The organism is Streptomyces sp. Da 82-17 (assembly GCF_046098215.1).
Lineage (GTDB): Bacteria > Actinomycetota > Actinomycetes > Streptomycetales > Streptomycetaceae > Streptomyces.
In genome coordinates this window covers 43,688-61,218 of sequence record NZ_JBJURH010000034.1, presented here as the reverse complement: position 1 = coordinate 61,218, position 17,531 = coordinate 43,688, and the positions used below count along the sequence as shown (strand labels likewise).

16 protein-coding genes are annotated in these 17,531 nt (G+C 73.5%); 9 read left to right on the top strand and 7 right to left on the bottom strand.

Going from position 1 to position 17,531, the window contains the following annotated elements; all coding sequences use genetic code 11:
• Positions 1 to 234 precede the first annotated feature (234 nt).
• A complete protein-coding gene (locus ACIDOF_RS36100; protein ID WP_409010483.1) occupies positions 235 to 1,356 on the top strand; it encodes a hypothetical protein in 1,122 nt (373 codons plus the stop codon).
• Between the two features lie 47 nt (positions 1,357 to 1,403).
• Positions 1,404 to 2,498 (top strand): phosphotransferase family protein, encoded by a 1,095-nt coding sequence (locus ACIDOF_RS36095; protein WP_409010482.1) that lies wholly within the window; start codon positions 1,404 to 1,406, stop codon positions 2,496 to 2,498.
• Between the two features lie 51 nt (positions 2,499 to 2,549).
• Here the strand turns inward: ACIDOF_RS36095 and ACIDOF_RS36090 are convergent, their stop codons facing one another.
• Positions 2,550 to 2,987: a hypothetical protein gene (locus ACIDOF_RS36090; RefSeq protein WP_409010481.1), complete on the bottom strand. Its 438-nt coding sequence runs from the start codon at positions 2,985 to 2,987 to the stop codon at positions 2,550 to 2,552.
• Between the two features lie 385 nt (positions 2,988 to 3,372).
• On the opposite strand from ACIDOF_RS36090, the gene ACIDOF_RS36085 reads away from it, so the two are divergent.
• The 4 genes from ACIDOF_RS36085 to fxsA all read left to right on the top strand — a co-directional run bounded on the left by ACIDOF_RS36085 (position 3,373) and on the right by fxsA (position 7,520).
• Positions 3,373 to 3,813: an Lrp/AsnC family transcriptional regulator gene (locus ACIDOF_RS36085; RefSeq protein ID WP_282512828.1), complete on the top strand. Its 441-nt coding sequence runs from the start codon at positions 3,373 to 3,375 to the stop codon at positions 3,811 to 3,813.
• A 67-nt stretch (positions 3,814 to 3,880) separates the two neighbouring features.
• The gene (locus ACIDOF_RS36080; protein WP_409010480.1) at positions 3,881 to 5,536 is read left to right on the top strand and encodes an amidohydrolase; all 1,656 of its coding nucleotides are present in this window, start codon (positions 3,881 to 3,883) and stop codon (positions 5,534 to 5,536) included.
• Positions 5,537 to 6,040: 504 nt separating this feature from the next.
• Positions 6,041 to 6,814: a polyprenol monophosphomannose synthase gene (locus tag ACIDOF_RS36075; protein WP_409010479.1), complete on the top strand. Its 774-nt coding sequence runs from the start codon at positions 6,041 to 6,043 to the stop codon at positions 6,812 to 6,814.
• Between the two features lie 112 nt (positions 6,815 to 6,926).
• Positions 6,927 to 7,520 (top strand): FxsA family membrane protein, encoded by a 594-nt coding sequence (gene fxsA / locus ACIDOF_RS36070; RefSeq protein WP_409010478.1) that lies wholly within the window; start codon positions 6,927 to 6,929, stop codon positions 7,518 to 7,520.
• A gap of 232 nt (positions 7,521 to 7,752) precedes the next feature.
• Here fxsA and ACIDOF_RS36065 read toward each other — a convergent pair whose 3' ends face one another.
• From ACIDOF_RS36065 to ACIDOF_RS36050, 4 genes are all read right to left on the bottom strand, one after another.
• The gene (locus tag ACIDOF_RS36065) at positions 7,753 to 8,127 is read right to left on the bottom strand and encodes an RNA polymerase-binding protein RbpA (protein WP_409010477.1); all 375 of its coding nucleotides are present in this window, start codon (positions 8,125 to 8,127) and stop codon (positions 7,753 to 7,755) included.
• Positions 8,128 to 8,382: 255 nt separating this feature from the next.
• Positions 8,383 to 9,738, bottom strand: coding sequence for an MFS transporter (locus ACIDOF_RS36060; protein WP_409010476.1), 1,356 nt, complete (start codon positions 9,736 to 9,738; stop codon positions 8,383 to 8,385).
• Between the two features lie 51 nt (positions 9,739 to 9,789).
• Entirely contained in the window at positions 9,790 to 10,566 is a 777-nt protein-coding gene (locus ACIDOF_RS36055; protein ID WP_409010475.1) for a glycerophosphodiester phosphodiesterase, read from the bottom strand.
• On the bottom strand, positions 10,563 to 11,231 hold the full coding sequence (locus ACIDOF_RS36050) for a YczE/YyaS/YitT family protein (RefSeq protein WP_409010474.1): 669 nt from the start codon (positions 11,229 to 11,231) through the stop codon (positions 10,563 to 10,565). Before ACIDOF_RS36050 ends, ACIDOF_RS36055 begins: the two co-directional genes overlap by 4 nt.
• Before the next feature lie 122 nt (positions 11,232 to 11,353).
• Here ACIDOF_RS36050 and ACIDOF_RS36045 point away from each other — a divergent pair, with 122 nt between their 5' ends.
• Positions 11,354 to 12,850 (top strand): PLP-dependent aminotransferase family protein, encoded by a 1,497-nt coding sequence (locus ACIDOF_RS36045; protein ID WP_409010473.1) that lies wholly within the window; start codon positions 11,354 to 11,356, stop codon positions 12,848 to 12,850.
• A gap of 503 nt (positions 12,851 to 13,353) precedes the next feature.
• Here the strand turns inward: ACIDOF_RS36045 and ACIDOF_RS36040 are convergent.
• Together ACIDOF_RS36040 and ACIDOF_RS36035 are read right to left on the bottom strand one after the other, a co-directional pair.
• Positions 13,354 to 14,898, bottom strand: a complete 1,545-nt coding sequence (locus tag ACIDOF_RS36040) for a hypothetical protein (protein ID WP_409010472.1) — start codon at positions 14,896 to 14,898, stop codon at positions 13,354 to 13,356.
• A 40-nt stretch (positions 14,899 to 14,938) separates the two neighbouring features.
• Positions 14,939 to 15,133, bottom strand: coding sequence for a hypothetical protein (locus ACIDOF_RS36035; protein WP_266598445.1), 195 nt, complete (start codon positions 15,131 to 15,133; stop codon positions 14,939 to 14,941).
• A 262-nt stretch (positions 15,134 to 15,395) separates the two neighbouring features.
• On the opposite strand from ACIDOF_RS36035, the gene ACIDOF_RS36030 reads away from it, so the two are divergent.
• Both ACIDOF_RS36030 and ACIDOF_RS36025 read left to right on the top strand, forming a co-directional pair.
• A complete protein-coding gene (locus tag ACIDOF_RS36030) occupies positions 15,396 to 15,788 on the top strand; it encodes an ankyrin repeat domain-containing protein (RefSeq protein ID WP_409010471.1) in 393 nt (130 codons plus the stop codon).
• A 320-nt stretch (positions 15,789 to 16,108) separates the two neighbouring features.
• The gene (locus ACIDOF_RS36025; protein WP_409010470.1) at positions 16,109 to 17,530 is read left to right on the top strand and encodes a HEAT repeat domain-containing protein; all 1,422 of its coding nucleotides are present in this window, start codon (positions 16,109 to 16,111) and stop codon (positions 17,528 to 17,530) included.
• The last annotated feature ends 1 nt before the right edge of the window (position 17,531 follow it).

The following is a 17,531-nucleotide window of genomic DNA, read 5'->3' as shown; positions in this document are numbered from 1 at the left end:
CGACCCGGCCCCCGCCACCCGAAACGCCCCACCCCCGCCACCCGAAACGCCCCACCCCTGCCCGACGAACGCCCCGCCGCCGACCGACGAGCACCCGCTCCACCTCCGACGAACGCCCCCCATCACCGCACAACTCTGGCCCCGGAGCCCAGAACTGACGTACCGTCATCTGCGCCGCCGGGGGCCGCACCCCTCCGTGCGACGCCCATCGCTGTGCGTCCAGGGAGGCGAGCCATGGCCGACGACCGTCCCGTACCGCTCGACGAATACCCGGTCCACCAGGTCCCGCTGTCGATGAAGCACGTCGCCACCAGCGACCGGAACGCCTACGACCGCTGCATCTTCCACGTCTTCGACCACGAGGGCCGGGCCCTCCTCATCCTCGGCCTCGGCGTCTACCCCAACACCGGGGTGATCGACGCCTACGCCACCCTCCGCATCGGCGACACCCTGCACGCCGTACGCGCCTCGGACGCCCTCGGCCACGACCGCATGCAGCAGCTCGCCGTGGGCCCGCTCAGCCTCACCGTCGACCGCCCCCTCCAGCGCATCCGCCTGCGCTGCGAGGCCGACGGGCCCGACTCCCTCGCGTACGACATCGAGTGGAACGCCGACTACCCGGCCGTCTGGGAGCCGCACCACACCCAGCGGCGCGGCGACCGGCTCACCCTGGAAGGGCGCCGCTTCGTGCAGGCCGGGCGGCCGCACGGCACCATCCGCGTCGGCGGCGAGGAGATCGCCGTGGCCCCGGGGGAGTGGACCGCGACCCGCGACCGGAGCTGGGGCGTCCGCCCGATCCCCGGCGAGGACGGCGGACGCGCCGCAGAGGAACACCGGCCGGAAGGCTTCCACTGGCTCTGGGTGCCCGTGGCCTTCGACGACCGGTTCCTGATGGTGATCGTCCAGGAGGACGCCGACGGCCACCGCACCCTCAACGAAGCGCTCCTCGTACGGAACGGCCACCGCGACGTCCAACTCGGCTGGCCGCACACCGACATCACGTACCGGCCCGGCACCCGCCACCCCGAGCGGGCCGTGATCCACCTGACCGACCCCGCCCGCAAACCCCTCGAACTCGGCGTCGAGGTCCTGGCCTCCTCCCCGCTCGCCGTCGGCGCGGGCTACCCGCCGGCCGACGACTGGCAGCACGGCACCTGGCGCGGCCGGGGCTGGACCGACCGCCGCAGCTACGACCTGTCCGACCCGGCCGCCCACCCACTCGCCGCGTACGGAGTCACCGACCACGCCGCCCGCTTCACCCTCGACGGCCGGATCGGCCACGGCATCTTCGAGCACGGCAGCTTCGGCCGCCACGACCCGAGCGGCTTCACCGGCTACGACTCGGTCGCCCCCTGAGCGTCGTACGACCCGCCAACCGCCCGTACGCCGAAGGGAGTTCGACCATGGCCACGGCACCCCGGCCCCGCACCACCACCCGCGACCCGGAGGAGCTCGCCCGCCGCCTCGCCGCCTGGCTCGACACCCGCCTGCCCGGCGCCCGCGCCACCGCGGTGACCGTGCCCGAGTCCAACGGCATGTCCAGCGAGACCCTCCTCTTCGACCTCGACCACCCCCGCCCGCCCCTGCGCGCCTGCGCGTTGCGCCTCGCCGCCGACCCGGACGCGTACACGATCTTCCCGGTCTACGACATGAGGCGGCAGTACGACACCATGCGCCTGGTCGGCGAGCACACCGGGATTCCGGTGCCGCGCGTGCTGTGGCTGGAGGAGGACCCCGGCCCGCTCGGCGCGCCCTTCTTCGTCATGGAACGCGTGGACGGCCGCGTTCCGCCCGACGTCATGCCCTACACGTACGAGGGCAACTGGCTGCACGCCGCGAGCGACGCCGAACGCGCGGGCCTGGAGGACGCGACACTGCGGATCATCGCGCGGCTGCACGACCGGTTCCCCGTCGAGCAGGCCCGCTTCCTGGAGCTGCCGGGCGACGGCAGCGCACTGCACCGGCACGTCGAGGCCCAACGGGCGTACTACGCCTGGGTGGTGGACGGCCGACCGCGCTCACCGCTCATCGAGCGCGCCTTCGACCGGCTCGCCGAACTCTGGCCCGACGACGCGGGCGCACCCGTCCTCAACTGGGGCGACGCCCGCATCGGCAACATCGTCTACGACGGCTTCACCCCGGCCGCCGTGCTCGACTGGGAGATGGCGGCGCTCGCCCCGCGCGAGGTCGACCTCGGCTGGACCGTCTACCTGCACCGCTTCTTCCAGGACCTGACCGTCTCCTTCGGCCAGCCGGGACTGCCGGACTTCCTCCGCCGCGACCGCATCGAGGCCCGCTACGCCGAGCTCACCGGGCACACCCCGCGCGCGATGGACTTCTACACCCTGTACGCGGCCCTGCGGCACGCCGTCGTCATGCTGCGCGTGGCGTACCGCCAGGTCCACTTCGGCGAGGCCGCCGTGCCCGACGACCCGGACCGGCTGATCCTGCACCACGACAGCCTCGCGGCCATGGTGCAGGGCAGCTACTGGAGTTGAGCGGGCGTCAATCCGCGGCGGATGCGCCGCTGTTGTCGTGAGCGGCGGCGCTCAGGCCGCGCGGTGCAGCTGCGCCGGCTTGATGGGCCGCGATCCGGGGCCGCCCACATGGGAGAACGGTTGCGTACGCCAGTCCAGCCCCTGAGGGAGCGTCAACAGCAGGGCGGTGTCCTGCTCCTGGGCCTCGACGTTCTCGTCGGCCGGGCGGGCGTCCGCCGCCGAACGGCCCGTGCCGGAGCAGACCTGAAGCCCGAACGGGTTCCAGGGAGTGGGGCACTTGGCGTGCTCGGGCAGGACGTCCTCGTCCGCCAGGAGCGCGATGGGCTGAGCGCAGTCCGGGCAGATCAACCGGTACATCTCGAAGGTGTCGTACGTGTCGAACAACTCGTCGGCGTCGTCGGCGCCGGGTTCGACGCCCTCCGATACGGGCTCGACGACCGGCTGCTGCCGGTTCCGGGCAGTGCGGCCAGGGCGCTTCACACTCTGCATGGGACTCTCCCCCTCGGGTGGGCCGCCGGGCGCTGTGGCCTCGGCCACAGCAAGCATTGCCCGTCTCGTCGTGCGGGTAATCGCGTCCACGTTGCGGACTCGTCCCATAAACCTGTGGCGTTCGTCACATGAGTCGTCGGGCCGTAACCGTCCGGGCTGTGGAAACGCGTGTCCGCTCAGTGGTTCGTCCGCGGGGCAACGCGGTGAACCGCCGTACGACAGGCCCCCATTTCGCTGTCTACCGGTCAGACGCCGCCGGGCGGTGGGCAGTTGCGCGCCCCGGCGCCGGTTTCCGCGCGCCTCCGCGCCCCCTCGCCGCGCCCGTGGCCATCCGCCCAGCGGACGCCGGGTGTCCCCGGGGATCACGGCCCTGTAGGTTCAGGGCATGGAGGAGCTCGACCGTCAGATCGTGCAGCTGCTCGTCAAGGACGGGCGGATGAGCTACACCGACCTCGGCAAGGCCACCGGCCTGTCCACGTCGGCGGTGCACCAGCGCGTGCGCCGGCTCGAACAGCGCGGCGTCATCCGCGGGTACGCGGCCGTCGTCGACCCGGAGGAGGTCGGCCTGCCGCTGACCGCGTTCATCTCGGTCAAGCCCTTCGACCCGAGCGCACCCGACGACATCGCGGAACGTCTCGCCGGCGTCCCGGAGATCGAGGCCTGCCACAGCGTCGCGGGCGACGAGAACTACATCCTGAAGGTCCGCGTCGCCACGCCCCTGGAGCTGGAGGACCTCCTCAGCCGGGTCCGCTCCCTGGCCGGCGTCTCCACCCGCACCACGGTCGTCCTCTCCACGCCGTACGAGGCCCGCCCCCCGCGGATCTGAGGACCGGCAGGGGCGGGACCCGCACCCCGTGCGCGGAGCACCCCCGCGCACGCGCGAGACTGGTCCCATGAGTGAGCGCACCACCCCCTCCACGGCCGCCGACGACGACGGCCACCGCACCGTCCTGCTGCGGGGCGGAGACATCCACAGCCCCGCCGACCCCTTCGCCACCGCGATGGTCGTCGAGCGCGGGCACATCGCCTGGGTCGGATCCGAAGGGGCCGCCGACGCCTTCGCGAGCGGCGTACAGGAGGTCGTCGACCTCGAAGGCGCCCTGGTCACCCCGGCGTTCACCGACGCCCACGTGCACACCACCGCCACCGGCCTCGCGCTGACCGGCCTCGACCTCTCCACCGCCCGCGGCCTCGACGAGGCGCTCTCCCTCGTACGCGCCCACGCCGCTGCCCACCCCGACGACCCGGTGCTGCTCGGCCACGGCTGGGACGCCGCCCGCTGGGCCGAGCGCCGCCCGCCGTCCCGCGCCGAGCTCGACGAGGCCGCCGGCGGACGCCCCCTCTACCTCTCCCGGATCGACGTCCACTCCGCTGTCGTCACCACCGCGCTCCTCGACCTCGTCCCCGGCGTCACCGGCCTGCCCGGCTACGAACCGGACGCCCCGCTCACCAAGGACGCCCACCACGCCGTACGCGCCGCCGCCCAGGCCGCCATCGGCGAGGAGCAGCGCACCGCCGCCCAGCGCGCCGCCCTCCGGCACGCCGCGTCCCTCGGCATCGGCAGCCTGCACGAGTGCGCGGGCCCCACCATCTCCTCCGAGTCCGACTTCATCGGCCTGCTCGGCCTCGCCGCGAGCGAGCCCGGCCCGCGGGTCTTCGGCTACTGGGCCGAGCAGGTCGCCTCGCCCGCCGACGCCGACCGCATCCGGGCCCTCGGCGCGATCGGCGCGGCCGGCGACCTGTTCGTCGACGGCGCCCTCGGCTCGCACACCGCCTGCCTGCACGAGCCGTACGCCGACGCCCCGCACACCGGCGCCGCCTACCTGGACGCGGCCGCCGTCGCCGCCCACGTCGTCGCCTGCACCGAGTCGGGCATCCAGGCCGGGTTCCACGCCATCGGCGACGCCGCCCTCACCGCCGTCGTCGACGGCATGCGCGCCGCGGCCGACAAGCTCGGCGTCGAACGCGTCCGGGCCGCCCGGCACCGCGTCGAGCACGCCGAGATGCTCACCCCCGAAACCGTCGCCGGCTTCGCCGAGTTCGGCCTCACCGCCTCCGTGCAGCCCGCCTTCGACGCGCTCTGGGGCGGCGAGGACGGCATGTACGCCGACCGCCTCGGCGCCGACCGCGCCCGCACCCTCAACCCCTATGCGGCACTGCTGCGTTCGGGCGTCCCCCTCGCCTTCGGCTCCGACGCCCCCGTCACCCCGCTCGACCCGTGGGGCACCGTCCGCGCCGCCGCCTTCCACCGCACCCTGGACCACCGCGTCTCCGTACGCGCCGCCTTCACCGCCCACACGCGCGGCGGTTGGCGTGCCATGGGCCGCGACGACGCGGGCGTGCTCGTGCCCGGAGCCCCCGCCGACTACGCCGTCTGGCGCGCCGACGAACTGGTCGTCCAGGCCCCCGACGACCGCGTCGCCCGCTGGTCCACCGACCCCCGCTCCGGCACCCCCGGCCTGCCCGACCTGAGCCCCGGCGCCGAACTCCCGCTCTGCCTGCGGACGGTGGTCGGCGGCCGCACCGTGTTCGTACGGCCGGGCGGGTGATGTACGGGGGAGCGGCAGCGCCGGACGGGGCCCGCCGGACGGTGGTGCGACCTGCGTATCCTCCGTACTGAGCAGGGGACTTGGCCGAACGCGGCTGGTCAGACGGCTATTGACAGACGGCGGACCGGGGCGGGTAGGTTCGGCCGGGTCCACCACAGGACGTTCGACCGGGAACCTCCACGCAGCCGTCGACGCCGCTGGGCCATGGGGTGGTGTGCCGCACCGGAACACCACCACTGGGAGCCAGGTCCAGCGCCAGCGCCTCGGGGGCGCGGGCAGGCACCCCCCGGTCGGCAGGTGTGACCCGGGTGGGGCCCGGACGCTCAGTAGACAACGGCTTTCGGTCGACCCGCAGCCAGCGGGTCCCTGGTCGGCCCGAAGGGCGCCGGGCCCCGATCCGCAGCCCCGCGACGCCTCCCCGCCGACACCAGCCCCCTGCACCTACGGCTCGGTAGCCCCAGACCACTATGGTGGAGCATCTGCGTACGGACTTAAGGGGCAGCAGTGAAGGACGGCGGTCAGCGGCAGTACGGCCCGCTCGGCACAGCGTTGGTGATCATTCCGACGTTCAACGAGGCCGAGAACATCAAGCCGATCGTGAGCCGGGTGCGTGCCGCCGTGCCCGAGGCCCACGTGCTCGTCGCCGACGACAACAGCCCCGACGGCACCGGCAAGCTCGCCGACGAACTGGCCGTCGAGGACGAGCAGGTCCACGTACTGCACCGCAAGGGCAAGGAAGGCCTCGGCGCCGCCTACCTCGCCGGGTTCCGCTGGGGCATCGAGCACGGCTACGGCGTCCTCGTCGAGATGGACGCCGACGGGTCGCACAAGCCCGAGGAACTGCCCCGCCTGCTCACCGCGCTCAAGGGCGCCGACCTCGTGCTCGGCTCGCGCTGGGTGCCGGGCGGACGGATCGTCAACTGGCCCAAGTCCCGCGAGGTCCTCTCCCGCGGCGGCAGCCTCTACTCCCGCCTGCTCCTGGACGTGCCGCTGCGCGACGTCACCGGCGGGTACCGCGCCTTCCGCAAGGAGACTCTCGAAGGCCTCGGCCTCGACGAGGTCTCCTCACAGGGCTACTGCTTCCAGATCGACCTCGCCCGCCGCGCCCTGAAGGCCGGCTACCACGTCATCGAGGTCCCGATCACCTTCGTGGAGCGCGAGTACGGCGACTCCAAGATGAGCCGCGACATCGCCCTCGAAGCGCTGTGGCGGGTCGCCGCCTGGGGCGTGGAGGAGCGCGCGGGCCGGATCGGCCGGCTCCTCGGCCGCAAGCGCTGACCGCAACTCACCGCCGCGGCAGGCCCGGCGGGCTCTCGTCTCGTATCTGGGGCGCCGATCTTCGGCGCCCCCGCTTATGTGCCTCGCACGCCGCATTCGGCACACTGGGTGTATGACCACCGGCACTCCGTCTCCGCCCCTCCGTCCGGCCCCGCGCTCCAAGCTGCGCAGGTACGTGCCTCTCGGTATCGCCGCGTGGATGGTGCTCGAGATCTGGCTGCTCACCCAGGTGTCCTCCGCCTGGGGCGGGCTCACCGTGTTCCTGCTGCTCGTGGCCGGGCTCGTGCTCGGCGGCGTCGTGATCAAGCGCGCCGGGCGCCGGGCCTTCAAGGGCTGGACCGAACAGCTCCAGCAGGTCCAGCGCGGGGAGACGCCGGAGCGCAACCCCCGCGCGGGCGGCAACGCCCTGACGATGGTCGCCGGCCTGCTCCTGATGCTGCCCGGCCTGGTGTCGGACGTGGCGGGCCTGCTGCTCCTGCTGCCGCCGGTGCGCGCGCTGCTGACCAAGCGGGTCGAGCGGAGCATGGAGCGCCGGATGAGCAAGGCCGGCCCCGGCACGTTCGAGAACGCCTTCCAACAGGCCCGTATCCACCGCCCCGACGGCAAGGTCGTGCAGGGCGAGGTCATCCGCGAGGACGTGATCCGCGAGGACAGGGCCCCCGAGGAGCCGCGCGACCAGGGCCCGCGCCCGCCCCTCACCGGCTGAGCCCTCACGCGGCGGACGGCCCGGAGCGCGCGGACCCGCCCGCGCCCGCCGGGCCGTTGCCGTCCCATCTGTCGTCCCCATCTGCCGTCCATCTGCCGTCCGTCCAGCCGCACCGGGATCCGGGTACGGCGAAGACCCGGCTCCGGGTACGGCAAAGAGCCGTGGCACGCGGGCACATGTGCTGTGCTCGCGAGCCACGGCTCCTTGCTTCAGTCGCCTTGGGTACGCGGAGTTACGCGGACTTGCGGCTGTCGCGCGGATGCACCGCGATGTTCATGGCGCCGGAACGCAGGACGGCCAGGCGCTCGGCCAGGACCTCCTCCAGCTCCTCGCGGGTGCGCCGCTCCATGAGCATGTCCCAGTGCGTGCGCGCGGGCTTGCCCTTCTTCTCCTCGGGCCCCTCGCCGTCGACCAGAAGTGCCTGGGCCCCGCAGACCTTGCACTCCCACTCCGGCGGGATCTCGGCCTCCACCGAGAAGGGCATCTCAAAGCGGTGCCCCTTCTCGCATGCGTACTCCACGGCCTGGCGCGGTGCCAGGTCGATGCCGCGGTCGGTCTCGTAGCTGGTCACCACGAGGCGCGTGCCGCGAAGAGCTCGCTCACTCATGAATCGTGCCTCCCGGGCTTGTCGCCCACAGGACAGGTGTCGCTGTCGTCGTCATCCGGTCAACGTCCGGTCGGCGGTAAAGATTCCCGTTCCGGGTCATGCGTCGCCGTCGTAGCCGCCCCTTGTTCTACCCACCGGCGCCCGCTTTGTCACATCTGCAAGGAGATGTCACCCAGCGTTGTTCGTTCTTTACCGCGCAGGAACGGTCCGTCCGGCAGGCCAAAGGCGTACACTACCGGCCTTTGCCCTCCGGCACTAAATCCGGTCCGGCACGGGGTTGCCCGCGGCGGCCACCGCGCGCCGCACCGGGACCCGCGCGAGCAGCGCGAAGCCGAGCGCGAAGAACGCCACCAGGGAGACGATCGCGTCCCGGTAGCTGCCCGTCAGCTGGTAGGTCAGACCGAACACCAGCGGCCCCAGCCAGCTCATCCCGCGGTCGCTCATCTCGTACGCGGAGAAGTACTCGGCCTCCTTGCCGGGCGGGACCAGGTGGGAGAAGAGCGAGCGGGAGAGGGCCTGGGTGCCGCCGAGGACCAGGCCGATGCCGGCGGCGAGGACGAAGAACCAGACGGGCGCCCCGGCCGGCAGGAAGTACCCGGCGCCGATCGTCACCGTCCAGGCCACGAGTGAGCCGAGGATCGTGCGCTTGGCGCCGTAGCTGCGGGCGAGGCGGCCCATGCCGAGGGCGCCGGCGACGGCGAGCAGCTGGACCAGGAGGACCGCCACGATCAGCGTCGTCTGGTCCAGGCCCAGTTCCTTGGAGCCGTAGATCGAGGCCTGCGAGATGACCGTCTGGACGCCGTCGTTGTAGACCAGGTAGGCGAGGAGGAAGGCGAGGGTGAGCGGGTGGCGGCGCATGTCGCGCAGCGTTGACACGAGCTGCCGCCAGCCGCCGATCGCGGGGGCGGCGCCGTCGGCCGGTGCGGTCCGCCGGTCCCGCAGGCGGCGCAGCGGTACGAGCGTGAACGCGCCCCACCACAGGCCCGCCGAGGCGAGGCAGATCCGGACGGCGGTGGCCTCGTCCAGGCCGAACGAGTCGTGCGCGCTGTACAGGACGAGGTTGAGGATCAGGACGAGCGCACCCGACGCGTAGCCGAAGGCCCAGCCGCGGGAGGAGACCGCGTCGCGCTCGTCGGGCTCGGCGATCTGCGGGAGGTAGGCGTTGTAGAGCGCCATGGACACGGCGAGCGAGGCGTTCGCGACGACCAGGAGCAGGCCGCCGAGCAGATAGCGGTCGCCGTCCAGGAAGAAGAGTCCGGCCGTCGCCCCGGCGCCGAGGTACGCCGAGACCGCGAGGAGCGGCTTCTTGCGGCCGCTGCGGTCGGCCGCCGCACCGGCCAGCGGCATCACGAGGACGGCCACGACGATCGACAGGGACACCGAGTACGCGAAGAACGAGCCCGCCCTGACCGGGATGCCCAGCGGGTGCACGAATCCGTCCGGGTCCGCCGCCGACTCGGCGACCGAGGTCAGATAGGGGCCGAGGAACACGGTCAGGACGCTCGTCGAGTAGACCGAGACGGCCCAGTCGTAGAAGTACCAGCCGCGCTGTTCGCGCCGCCGTTCCGCGTTCTCGCCGCTGTCCTTCGGCCGCACGGTGTCCGCGCCCACCTCAGCCCCCTCGCCGTCCCCGTAGACCGTCGAGCGCGGCGGGTCCCCCGGCTACCGCTCCCAGGCGCCGCGCTCCTTCAGGACCTCGACCAGCGTCCCGAGATGATCGGTCATGATGCCATCGACGCCGAGGTCCAGGAGTGCCGCCATCCGTTCCCGGTCGTTGACGGTCCACACGTGCACCTGGAGTCCCAGCGCGTGCGCGGTCCGTACGAAGCGGTGGTCCACCACCCGTACCCCGGACTGCGTCTCGGGCACCTGGGCGGCGACGGCGGAGCGGCGGAGCGCGGCCGGGACGCCGTACGAGCGCAGGCGCAGGGCCGCGACGCCGCGGGTGCCGAGGGACGTGGCGAGGCGCGGTCCGGCCAGGTGCTGTGCGCGGGCCACGCGGGCCTCGGAGAACGAGCCGACGCAGACCCGGTCCCAGGCGCCGGTGCGGCGGATGAGGTCGACCAGCGGCAGGAGCGCGGGCTCCGCCTTGATGTCGACGTTCCAGCGGGCCTCGGGGAACTCTTCGAGGAGGTCCTCGAAGAGGGGCACCGGTTCCTTGCCCGCCACGCGCGCGTGCCGCACGTCCGCCCACCTGTAGGTGCTGATTTTGCCGCCGCTGTCGGTGACCCGGTCCAGGGTCGCGTCGTGGAAGGCGACGAGTTTCCCGTCGGCGGTCGCGTGGACGTCGGTCTCCAGGTAGCGGTAGCCGGAGTCGACGGCGCGGCGGAAGGCGGCCGCGGTGTTCTCCAGGCCGTCCGCCGTGCCGCCGCGGTGGGCGAAGGCGATCGGGGCCGGGGCGTCGAGGTAGGGGTGCCGGGGGCGCTGGACGGTGCTCACCGTCGCAGTATCGCCCGCTTCGGTTGCGCCCCGGCGACCACGGTGCTGCCGGAGCCCGCCGCCGGGATGGCGAAGACGCGCAGGAACAGCTGGGCGAGCGGGCCGATGGCCAGCGCGTACGCCACCGTGCCGATGCCGACCGTGCCGCCGAGCAGGAAGCCGACGGCCACCACGGCGACCTCGACGGCCGTGCGCATCAGCCGGATCGAGCGGCCCGTGATCTGGTGCAGCCCGGTCATAAGACCGTCGCGCGGGCCCGGGCCGAAGCGCGCCGAGATGTAGAGCCCGGTGGCCGCGCCGTTCAGGACGATGCCGCCGACGAGGAGCGGCACGCGGACGGCCAGGCCGTGGGCGTCGGGGACCAGGGCGAGGGTGCCGTCCATGGCGAGGCCGATGATGAACACGTTGGAGACCGTGCCGAGGCCGGGCCGCTGCCTGAGCGGGATCCACATCAGGAGCACGGCCGCGCCGACGACGATCGAGACGACGCCGATGGTGAGACCGGTCCGCTCGGCCAGACCCTGGTGCAGGACGTTCCAGGGTTCGAGGCCGAGCCCGGCGCGTACGAGCAGTGCGGAGCTCGCGCCGTACAGCGCGAGCCCGACGTACAACTGCACGAGGCGGCGCGGCAGTTGGCGGCCGCGTGCGCTCGGGGACTCGGACAAGGTGTGCTCCCTGGAAGGTCTGGAAGGGGACGGGTGTGGTGCCAGTTGCCTGACCCATGACACTCTGTGGCCTGTCAGGCAGAGCCAACCATGGCCAATTCGAGGAAGGTGGACTGGTCTCGATGGCGCAGTGGACTTCGGCGGTCGGTTCGGCACAGCTGGCCCGGATGATCGCCTCGCAGCAGGACCGCCCGGCCGGCACGGGACGCCGCCCGGCCGCCTACCGCGCGCTCGCCGACGGCATCCGGCTGCTCGTCCTGGAGGGCCGTGTGCCCGTCGCCGCCCGGCTGCCCGCCGAGCGCGAGCTGGCCGTCGCCCTGAACGTCAGCCGCACCACCGTCGCCGCCGCCTACGAGGCGCTGCGCAGCGAGGGCTTCCTGGAGTCCCGCCGCGGCGCCGGCAGCTGGACCGCCGTACCCGCCGGGAACCCGCTGCCCGCGCGCGGCCTGGAACCGCTGCCGCCGGAGTCGCTGGGCTCGATGATCGACCTGGGCTGCGCCGCGCTTCCCGCCCCCGAGCCGTGGCTCACCCGCGCGGTGCAGGGCGCCCTGGAGGAGCTGCCGCCGTACGCGCACACCCACGGCGACTACCCGGCGGGGCTGCCCGCGCTGCGGCAGACGATCGCCGACCGGTACAGCGCCCGCGGCATCCCGACCATGCCCGAGCAGATCATGGTCACCACCGGCGCGATGGGCGCGATCGACGCCATCTGCCATCTCTTCGCCGGCCGCGGCGAGCGCATCGCCGTCGAGTCGCCCTCGTACGCGAACATCCTGCAGCTGATGCGGGAGGCGGGGGCGCGGCTCGTGCCCGTGGCCATGGCCCAGGGGCTGAGCGGCTGGGACATGGACCGCTGGCGGCAGGTGCTGCGGGACTCGGCGCCCCGGCTCGCGTACGTGGTCGCCGACTTCCACAACCCGACCGGCGCCCTGCCCGACGACACCCAGCGGCGCGCGCTCGTCGAGGCGGCCCGCTCGGCCGGGACGGTGCTCGTCGCCGACGAGACGATGTCCGAGCTGTGGCTCGACGACGACCTCGAACTCCCGCGCCCCGTCTGCGCCTTCGACCCGGGCGGCGCCACCGTCATCACGGTCGGCTCGGCCAGCAAGGCGTTCTGGGCGGGCATGCGGATCGGCTGGGTCCGGGCCGCCCCCGAGGTCATCCGCAGCCTGGTCTCGGCCCGCGCGTACGCCGACCTCGGCACCCCCGTCCTGGAGCAGCTCGCCGTCAACTGGCTGCTGAACACCGGCGGTTGGGAGGAGGCCGTCGGCCTGCGGCGCGGACAGGCCCGGGAGAACCGCGACGCCCTGATCGCCGCCGTCCGGCGCGAGCTGCCCGACTGGGAGTTCGAGGTGCCGAGCGGCGGGCTCACGCTGTGGGTGCGGGCGGGCGGCCTGTCCGGCTCGCGCCTGGCCGAACTCGGCGAACGCGTCGGCGTCCGCGTCCCGTCCGGCCCGCGCTTCGGCGTCGACGGCGCCTTCGAGGGGTACGTACGGCTCCCGTTCACGGTCGGCGGAGCCGTGGCCGACGAGGCGGCGACCCGCCTGGCAGCCGCAGCCCGCCTGGTCGCCTCGGGCGCGGGCACGGGGGCGGAGGCGCCGCGGACGTTCGTGGCGTGAAGTGCGGGGTGGGCGGCGGGTGTTCAGCCGGCCCGGCCCTCGCTCCCGATCCCGCCGCGCCCTCCGCGAGCGGCCGCCCGCGCTGCCTGCCGGTGTCGTCGGTCGGTGGGCGGGCGGAGGGCCTGGCAGACGGTCGCGGCCTGAACTGCGGGCGGGCGGGCCCGGCTGTGGCGGGGTAGCTGGGGTTGCCGTGTGCCCGGGAGGTCGACGTCGTCGTGGGGGCGAGGGGCCGACGGGGGCCGGAGGCGGTGGGCGCGGGGCCCGGCTCGTGGCGGGGTTGGCGCGGGTGCTTTCCCCTCCCCGCCCCTTCCCGAAAGTCCTCGCCGGCGGACGGCCTCGGGGGTTGCCGCTCGGCGGTCGGCTGCTGCGTGGTTGTGGCTGGGCGCGCAGTTCCCCGCGCCCCTTTGGGGCGTTGTTCTTCGGCGGCGGGCGGTCGCGGGGGTTGCTGCGGTCGGCGGTCGGCTGCTGGGTCGTCGTGGTTGGGCGCGCCCCTTTCCGGGGCGTTATCCCTCGGCGATCGCCGGCTCCGGCTCGCTCGTTGCCGAGCGTTCCGGGAGGAGTTCGAGGACGGCCCTGCGGTGTGCCTCGCTCGTGGCGTCGTCGTACGGGTCCGGGGTGGCCGGGACCTGGAGGCGGTGGACCGGGCCCGGGCCGAGGCGGGCGTAGCCGCGGCCCGGCGGGACGTCGGGGGTCGGTGTGGTGCGTGGCGCCGTGCCGAGGACGTCGGCGAGCTGCGCGGGCGTCGCCGGGCCGAGCGCGACGCGGGCGCGGGTGTGCTGGCGGACCGGGTCGAGGAGTGCGTCCAGGCTGTCGAACTGCTCGGCCACGACGACCGTCACCGCCGCCGCGCGTCCGTGCCGCAGCGGCACCTGGAGGAGGGTCTGCGGGTCGCCGACGCCGTCCGCCGCGGCCAGATGGCCGAGGACGCTCGGGCGGTCGAGCAGGATCCACAGCGGGCGCTTGCAGTCCTCGGGCGTGGGCTGCCCCGCCTGCCGGGCGCGGTTGGCGGCGATCAGGCGGCGCTCGGTCTCGCCGGCCGCCCACTCCAGCGTGGCGAGCGCGCCGGACAGGCCGCACTCCACGGCGAGCACGCCCGGCCGGCCGACCAGGCACGCGTACTCGCCGGTGCCGGCGCCCTCGACGATCACCACGTCGCCGTGCTGCAGCGCCTGCACGGCGATCGAGCGGAGCAGCGAGGTCGTGCCGCTGCCGGGCTGGCCGACCGCCAGCAGATGCGGCTCGGTGGAGCGGATGCCGGTGCGCCACACCACGGGCGGCACGTCCCGCTGCTCGTCCGCCGCGTCCGTCACCGGCAGGGTGCGCTGCACGGACGTCTTGTCGGTGAACCCGAGGACGGTCTCGCCGGGCGCGGTGACGAAGCGCTGCGCGGCGATGTCGGTGGGCAGCGGGTCGAGGACGGTCACCGTCAGCTGGTTGCCCTCCTCGTCCCAGTCGAAGTGGTACTCGCGGCCGCGCCCCGACTTGGCGTGCAGCAACTGCTCGATGCGGGCGCGTGATTCAGCCTCGCCGTCGGTGAAGTACGCCGGGTAGCGCAGGACCAGCCGGGTGATCCGGTTGTCGTCGTCGAAGTCGTACGCCGCGAAGGCCTTCTCCCACTCGCCGCCGTGCGCGTACAGCGGGCTCGGGTCCTCGGCCACCGAGAAGTACGGGACGAGCGCCTCGTACAGCGAGCGGAGCCGGGCCACGTGCGCCTCGTCGGGGCCCGTCTGCACCGGCGTGCGGTCGCGGCCCTGCCATGCGGCGGTCGCGAGGAGCGTGCCGAGGGCGAGCAGCGGCCCGTACGGGACGAGGGCCACGACGAGGATCACGGAGGCCACGAGGAAGATCAGCGGGCCCCTGCGGTCCTTCGGGGTTTCGGTCCACTTGCGCCGCCCTGCCGCAGCGAGGCGGCGCAGGCCCCTGGTGATCACGATCAGGGGGTGGAGGACGTCGGTGGCGCTGTCGGCGGCCGTCCTGGCGAGCTCTCTGCTCCTGGCGAGGGAAGCGGTGCCGCCGGTGAGGATGCGGGGGAGTGGTCGCCTGGCCACGTCTGTCTCCTGGAGTTGTCGCGCGGTTCGTGCCGGAAGGTCAGAACTTGATCCCGCCGAGCAGGCTGGCCAGGCTCTGGCCGCCCGCCTTGATGCTCGGGGCGATGGCGGTGCCCGCGAGGTAGAAGCCGAAGAGCGCGCAGACCAGGGCGTGCGATGCCTTGAGGCCGTCCTTGCGGAAGAAGAGGAAGACGATGATGCCGAGCAGCACTACGCCCGAGATGGACAGGATCATGAGGGTTTCTCCTGGTTGATGGGGACAGTCACCATGAGTTCTTCCAGGCTCACAGGATGTATCCATACGACAAAAGGTGCAAGCGAGTGAAATTCCACAGAATTCGCTGATTTGGCCCTCGGCTCAGCCCCGCCCGGGCGTACGCGTTCCTGTACCGACAGGGGCAGTACGCTGGCGATTCACTCGTACGGCCCACCTCGTGGTCGTCGCCCCTGCTCAGTGCTTCATTGCTCACTGCTCACAGCGAAAGGCGGTCCTGCCGATGACTGACGCCCCCGATCCGGAGGTCGTGGAGCTCGCCACGAAGATCTTCGATCTCGCGCGGCAGGGCGAGACGGAGGCGCTCGCCGCCTACGTCGACGCCGGCGTCCCGGTGAACCTCACCAACGACCGCGGCGACTCCCTCGTCATGCTCGCCGCCTACCACGGACACGCCGACGCGGTGCGCGCCCTCCTCGCCCGCGGCGCCGACGCGGGCCGGGTCAACGACCGGGGCCAGACCCCGCTCGCCGGCGCGGTCTTCAAGGGCGAGGACGAAGTGATCAAGGCTCTCCTCGAAGGCGGCGCCGACCCGGCCGCCGGGACCCCGTCCGCCGTCGACACGGCCCGCATGTTCGGCAAGACGGAACTGCTCGAGCTCTTCGACGCGGAGTGAGCGAGCCGTTCGCCGTGCGGTGACCGAGCGCTCCACCGCGCGCTCCACCGCGAGGCGGCCCGGGCGGTCCGCGAGCAGCGAGAAATCTGGTCGCGGCCGCCGAAGCCGCTGGTCCATCATGACGTCGTGATTCACGGACACGACTGCTGGGCAGACGCTGCAGCACGCGGGCCGTGAGCGGCCCGTTCCGGGCCACGACGAGAGGCAGAGGAAAATGGTCTACGACAAGCACAGGACGACGGACGGCCACACGTGTTGTTGCGCCGGCAGGTAATGCACGATCCCCTGTTACGTCGACAGCTTGATGTGAGGCTTTTTCCATGTTCGACACGGTCATAGCGCCCAGTGGCACTCTGCTCGGCCTGCTCCAGCGGGGCCGCGGCGACGGCACGCTGCACGCGCTCACGGCACCCCGTTCCGAGGCCATCGAGGCCCTCGATCAGTGCGTCCTGAGCGACCCACGGCACGACTGGCAGGTCGAGAACCGCTCCCTGTACTACGCCCGCCTCTACCTCGACCTGCACGGCGAGCTGGACGGCATCGAGCGGCACCTCTTCTGCGCGGCGGACGTCCTGGACACCGACGAGACCCGCACGGGCCTCGCCCTCGCCGTCCTCGGCCACCTCGCCTCGTACGGCAGGCAGGACGCCCTGCTGCTCCTGCGGCGGTACGCGGCCTCCGGCAGCAACTGGACCTGGGCCCTGGACGAACTGGCCGTGCGTGACGACGACGACGCCCTGCGCGCCCTCGCCGAACCCGTGCTCGCCCGCTTCCCGCGCACCCCTCAGGGCGAGGCCGAACTGGCCGCCGCCGTGCGCGACGCCTTCGAGCCGCGGCCCTGGCGGCTGTGGACCGAGGACGGCGTCCGCCCCGACCTCGCCGAACGCGTCCGCGCCGCCCGCGAGCAGGGCTCCTTCGCGCAGTGGCAACGCCAGCTCAACTCCACGGGCCCACGCCCCGGTTGGAGCGTACGAGCGGTCTTCGACTGGGCCGAGGAGGCCGTCGGCCGCAGCGCCGGACTGCATGTGTCTGCCGCCCGCTGCCTCGGCGCCGTCGCCGGACCCGAGGACCGGGACGAGATCCTGCTCGCCGCCCGGGCCGGCGGCGACGGCGCCCGCAGCACCTCCTTGCGCTACCTCGCCGACGCCCAGGACCCCCGCGTACTCGACCTGATCGCCGCCGCCGTCGCCGACGGCTCGCGGACCGTCGTCGAGGCCGCCGTCGACGCCTTCGAGCGGATGCGCGGCGACGACGCCCTGCGGCAGGCCCGCGCCTGGGCCGGCCGGCCCGACGAGCTCGGCGCCGCCGCCGGACGCGTCCTCGCCTGCCGAGGCGGCGCCGACGACGCCCGCCTGGTGCTCGGCGCGCTCCGCGAGGCCGTGCGCACCGAAGGGCCCGACGCCTGCACGCTCTGGCCCCTCGTCGACGGCGCCGGACGCCTCGGCATCGCCTGCGCCGCGCCCGTGCTCCGCCACGTCTACCGCGAGACCGCCTCGTCCCATCTGCGCGGCCGCGCCGCCCGCGCCCTCGCCGCCACCGACCCGTCGTTCGCCGCGGGCTTCGCCGTCGAGTGCCTCTGGGACTGCGAGGAGTCCACCCGCGAGGTCGCCGCGCGCACCGCCGCGACCGGCGACTCCCGCGTCGTCGACCAGCTCCGCAGGCTCGCCGCCGACCCGGCCGAGGAGGACGAGGTCCAGACGGCCGTACGCAGCCGGATCGGGCCCGACGCCTCCGCCGTCTGAC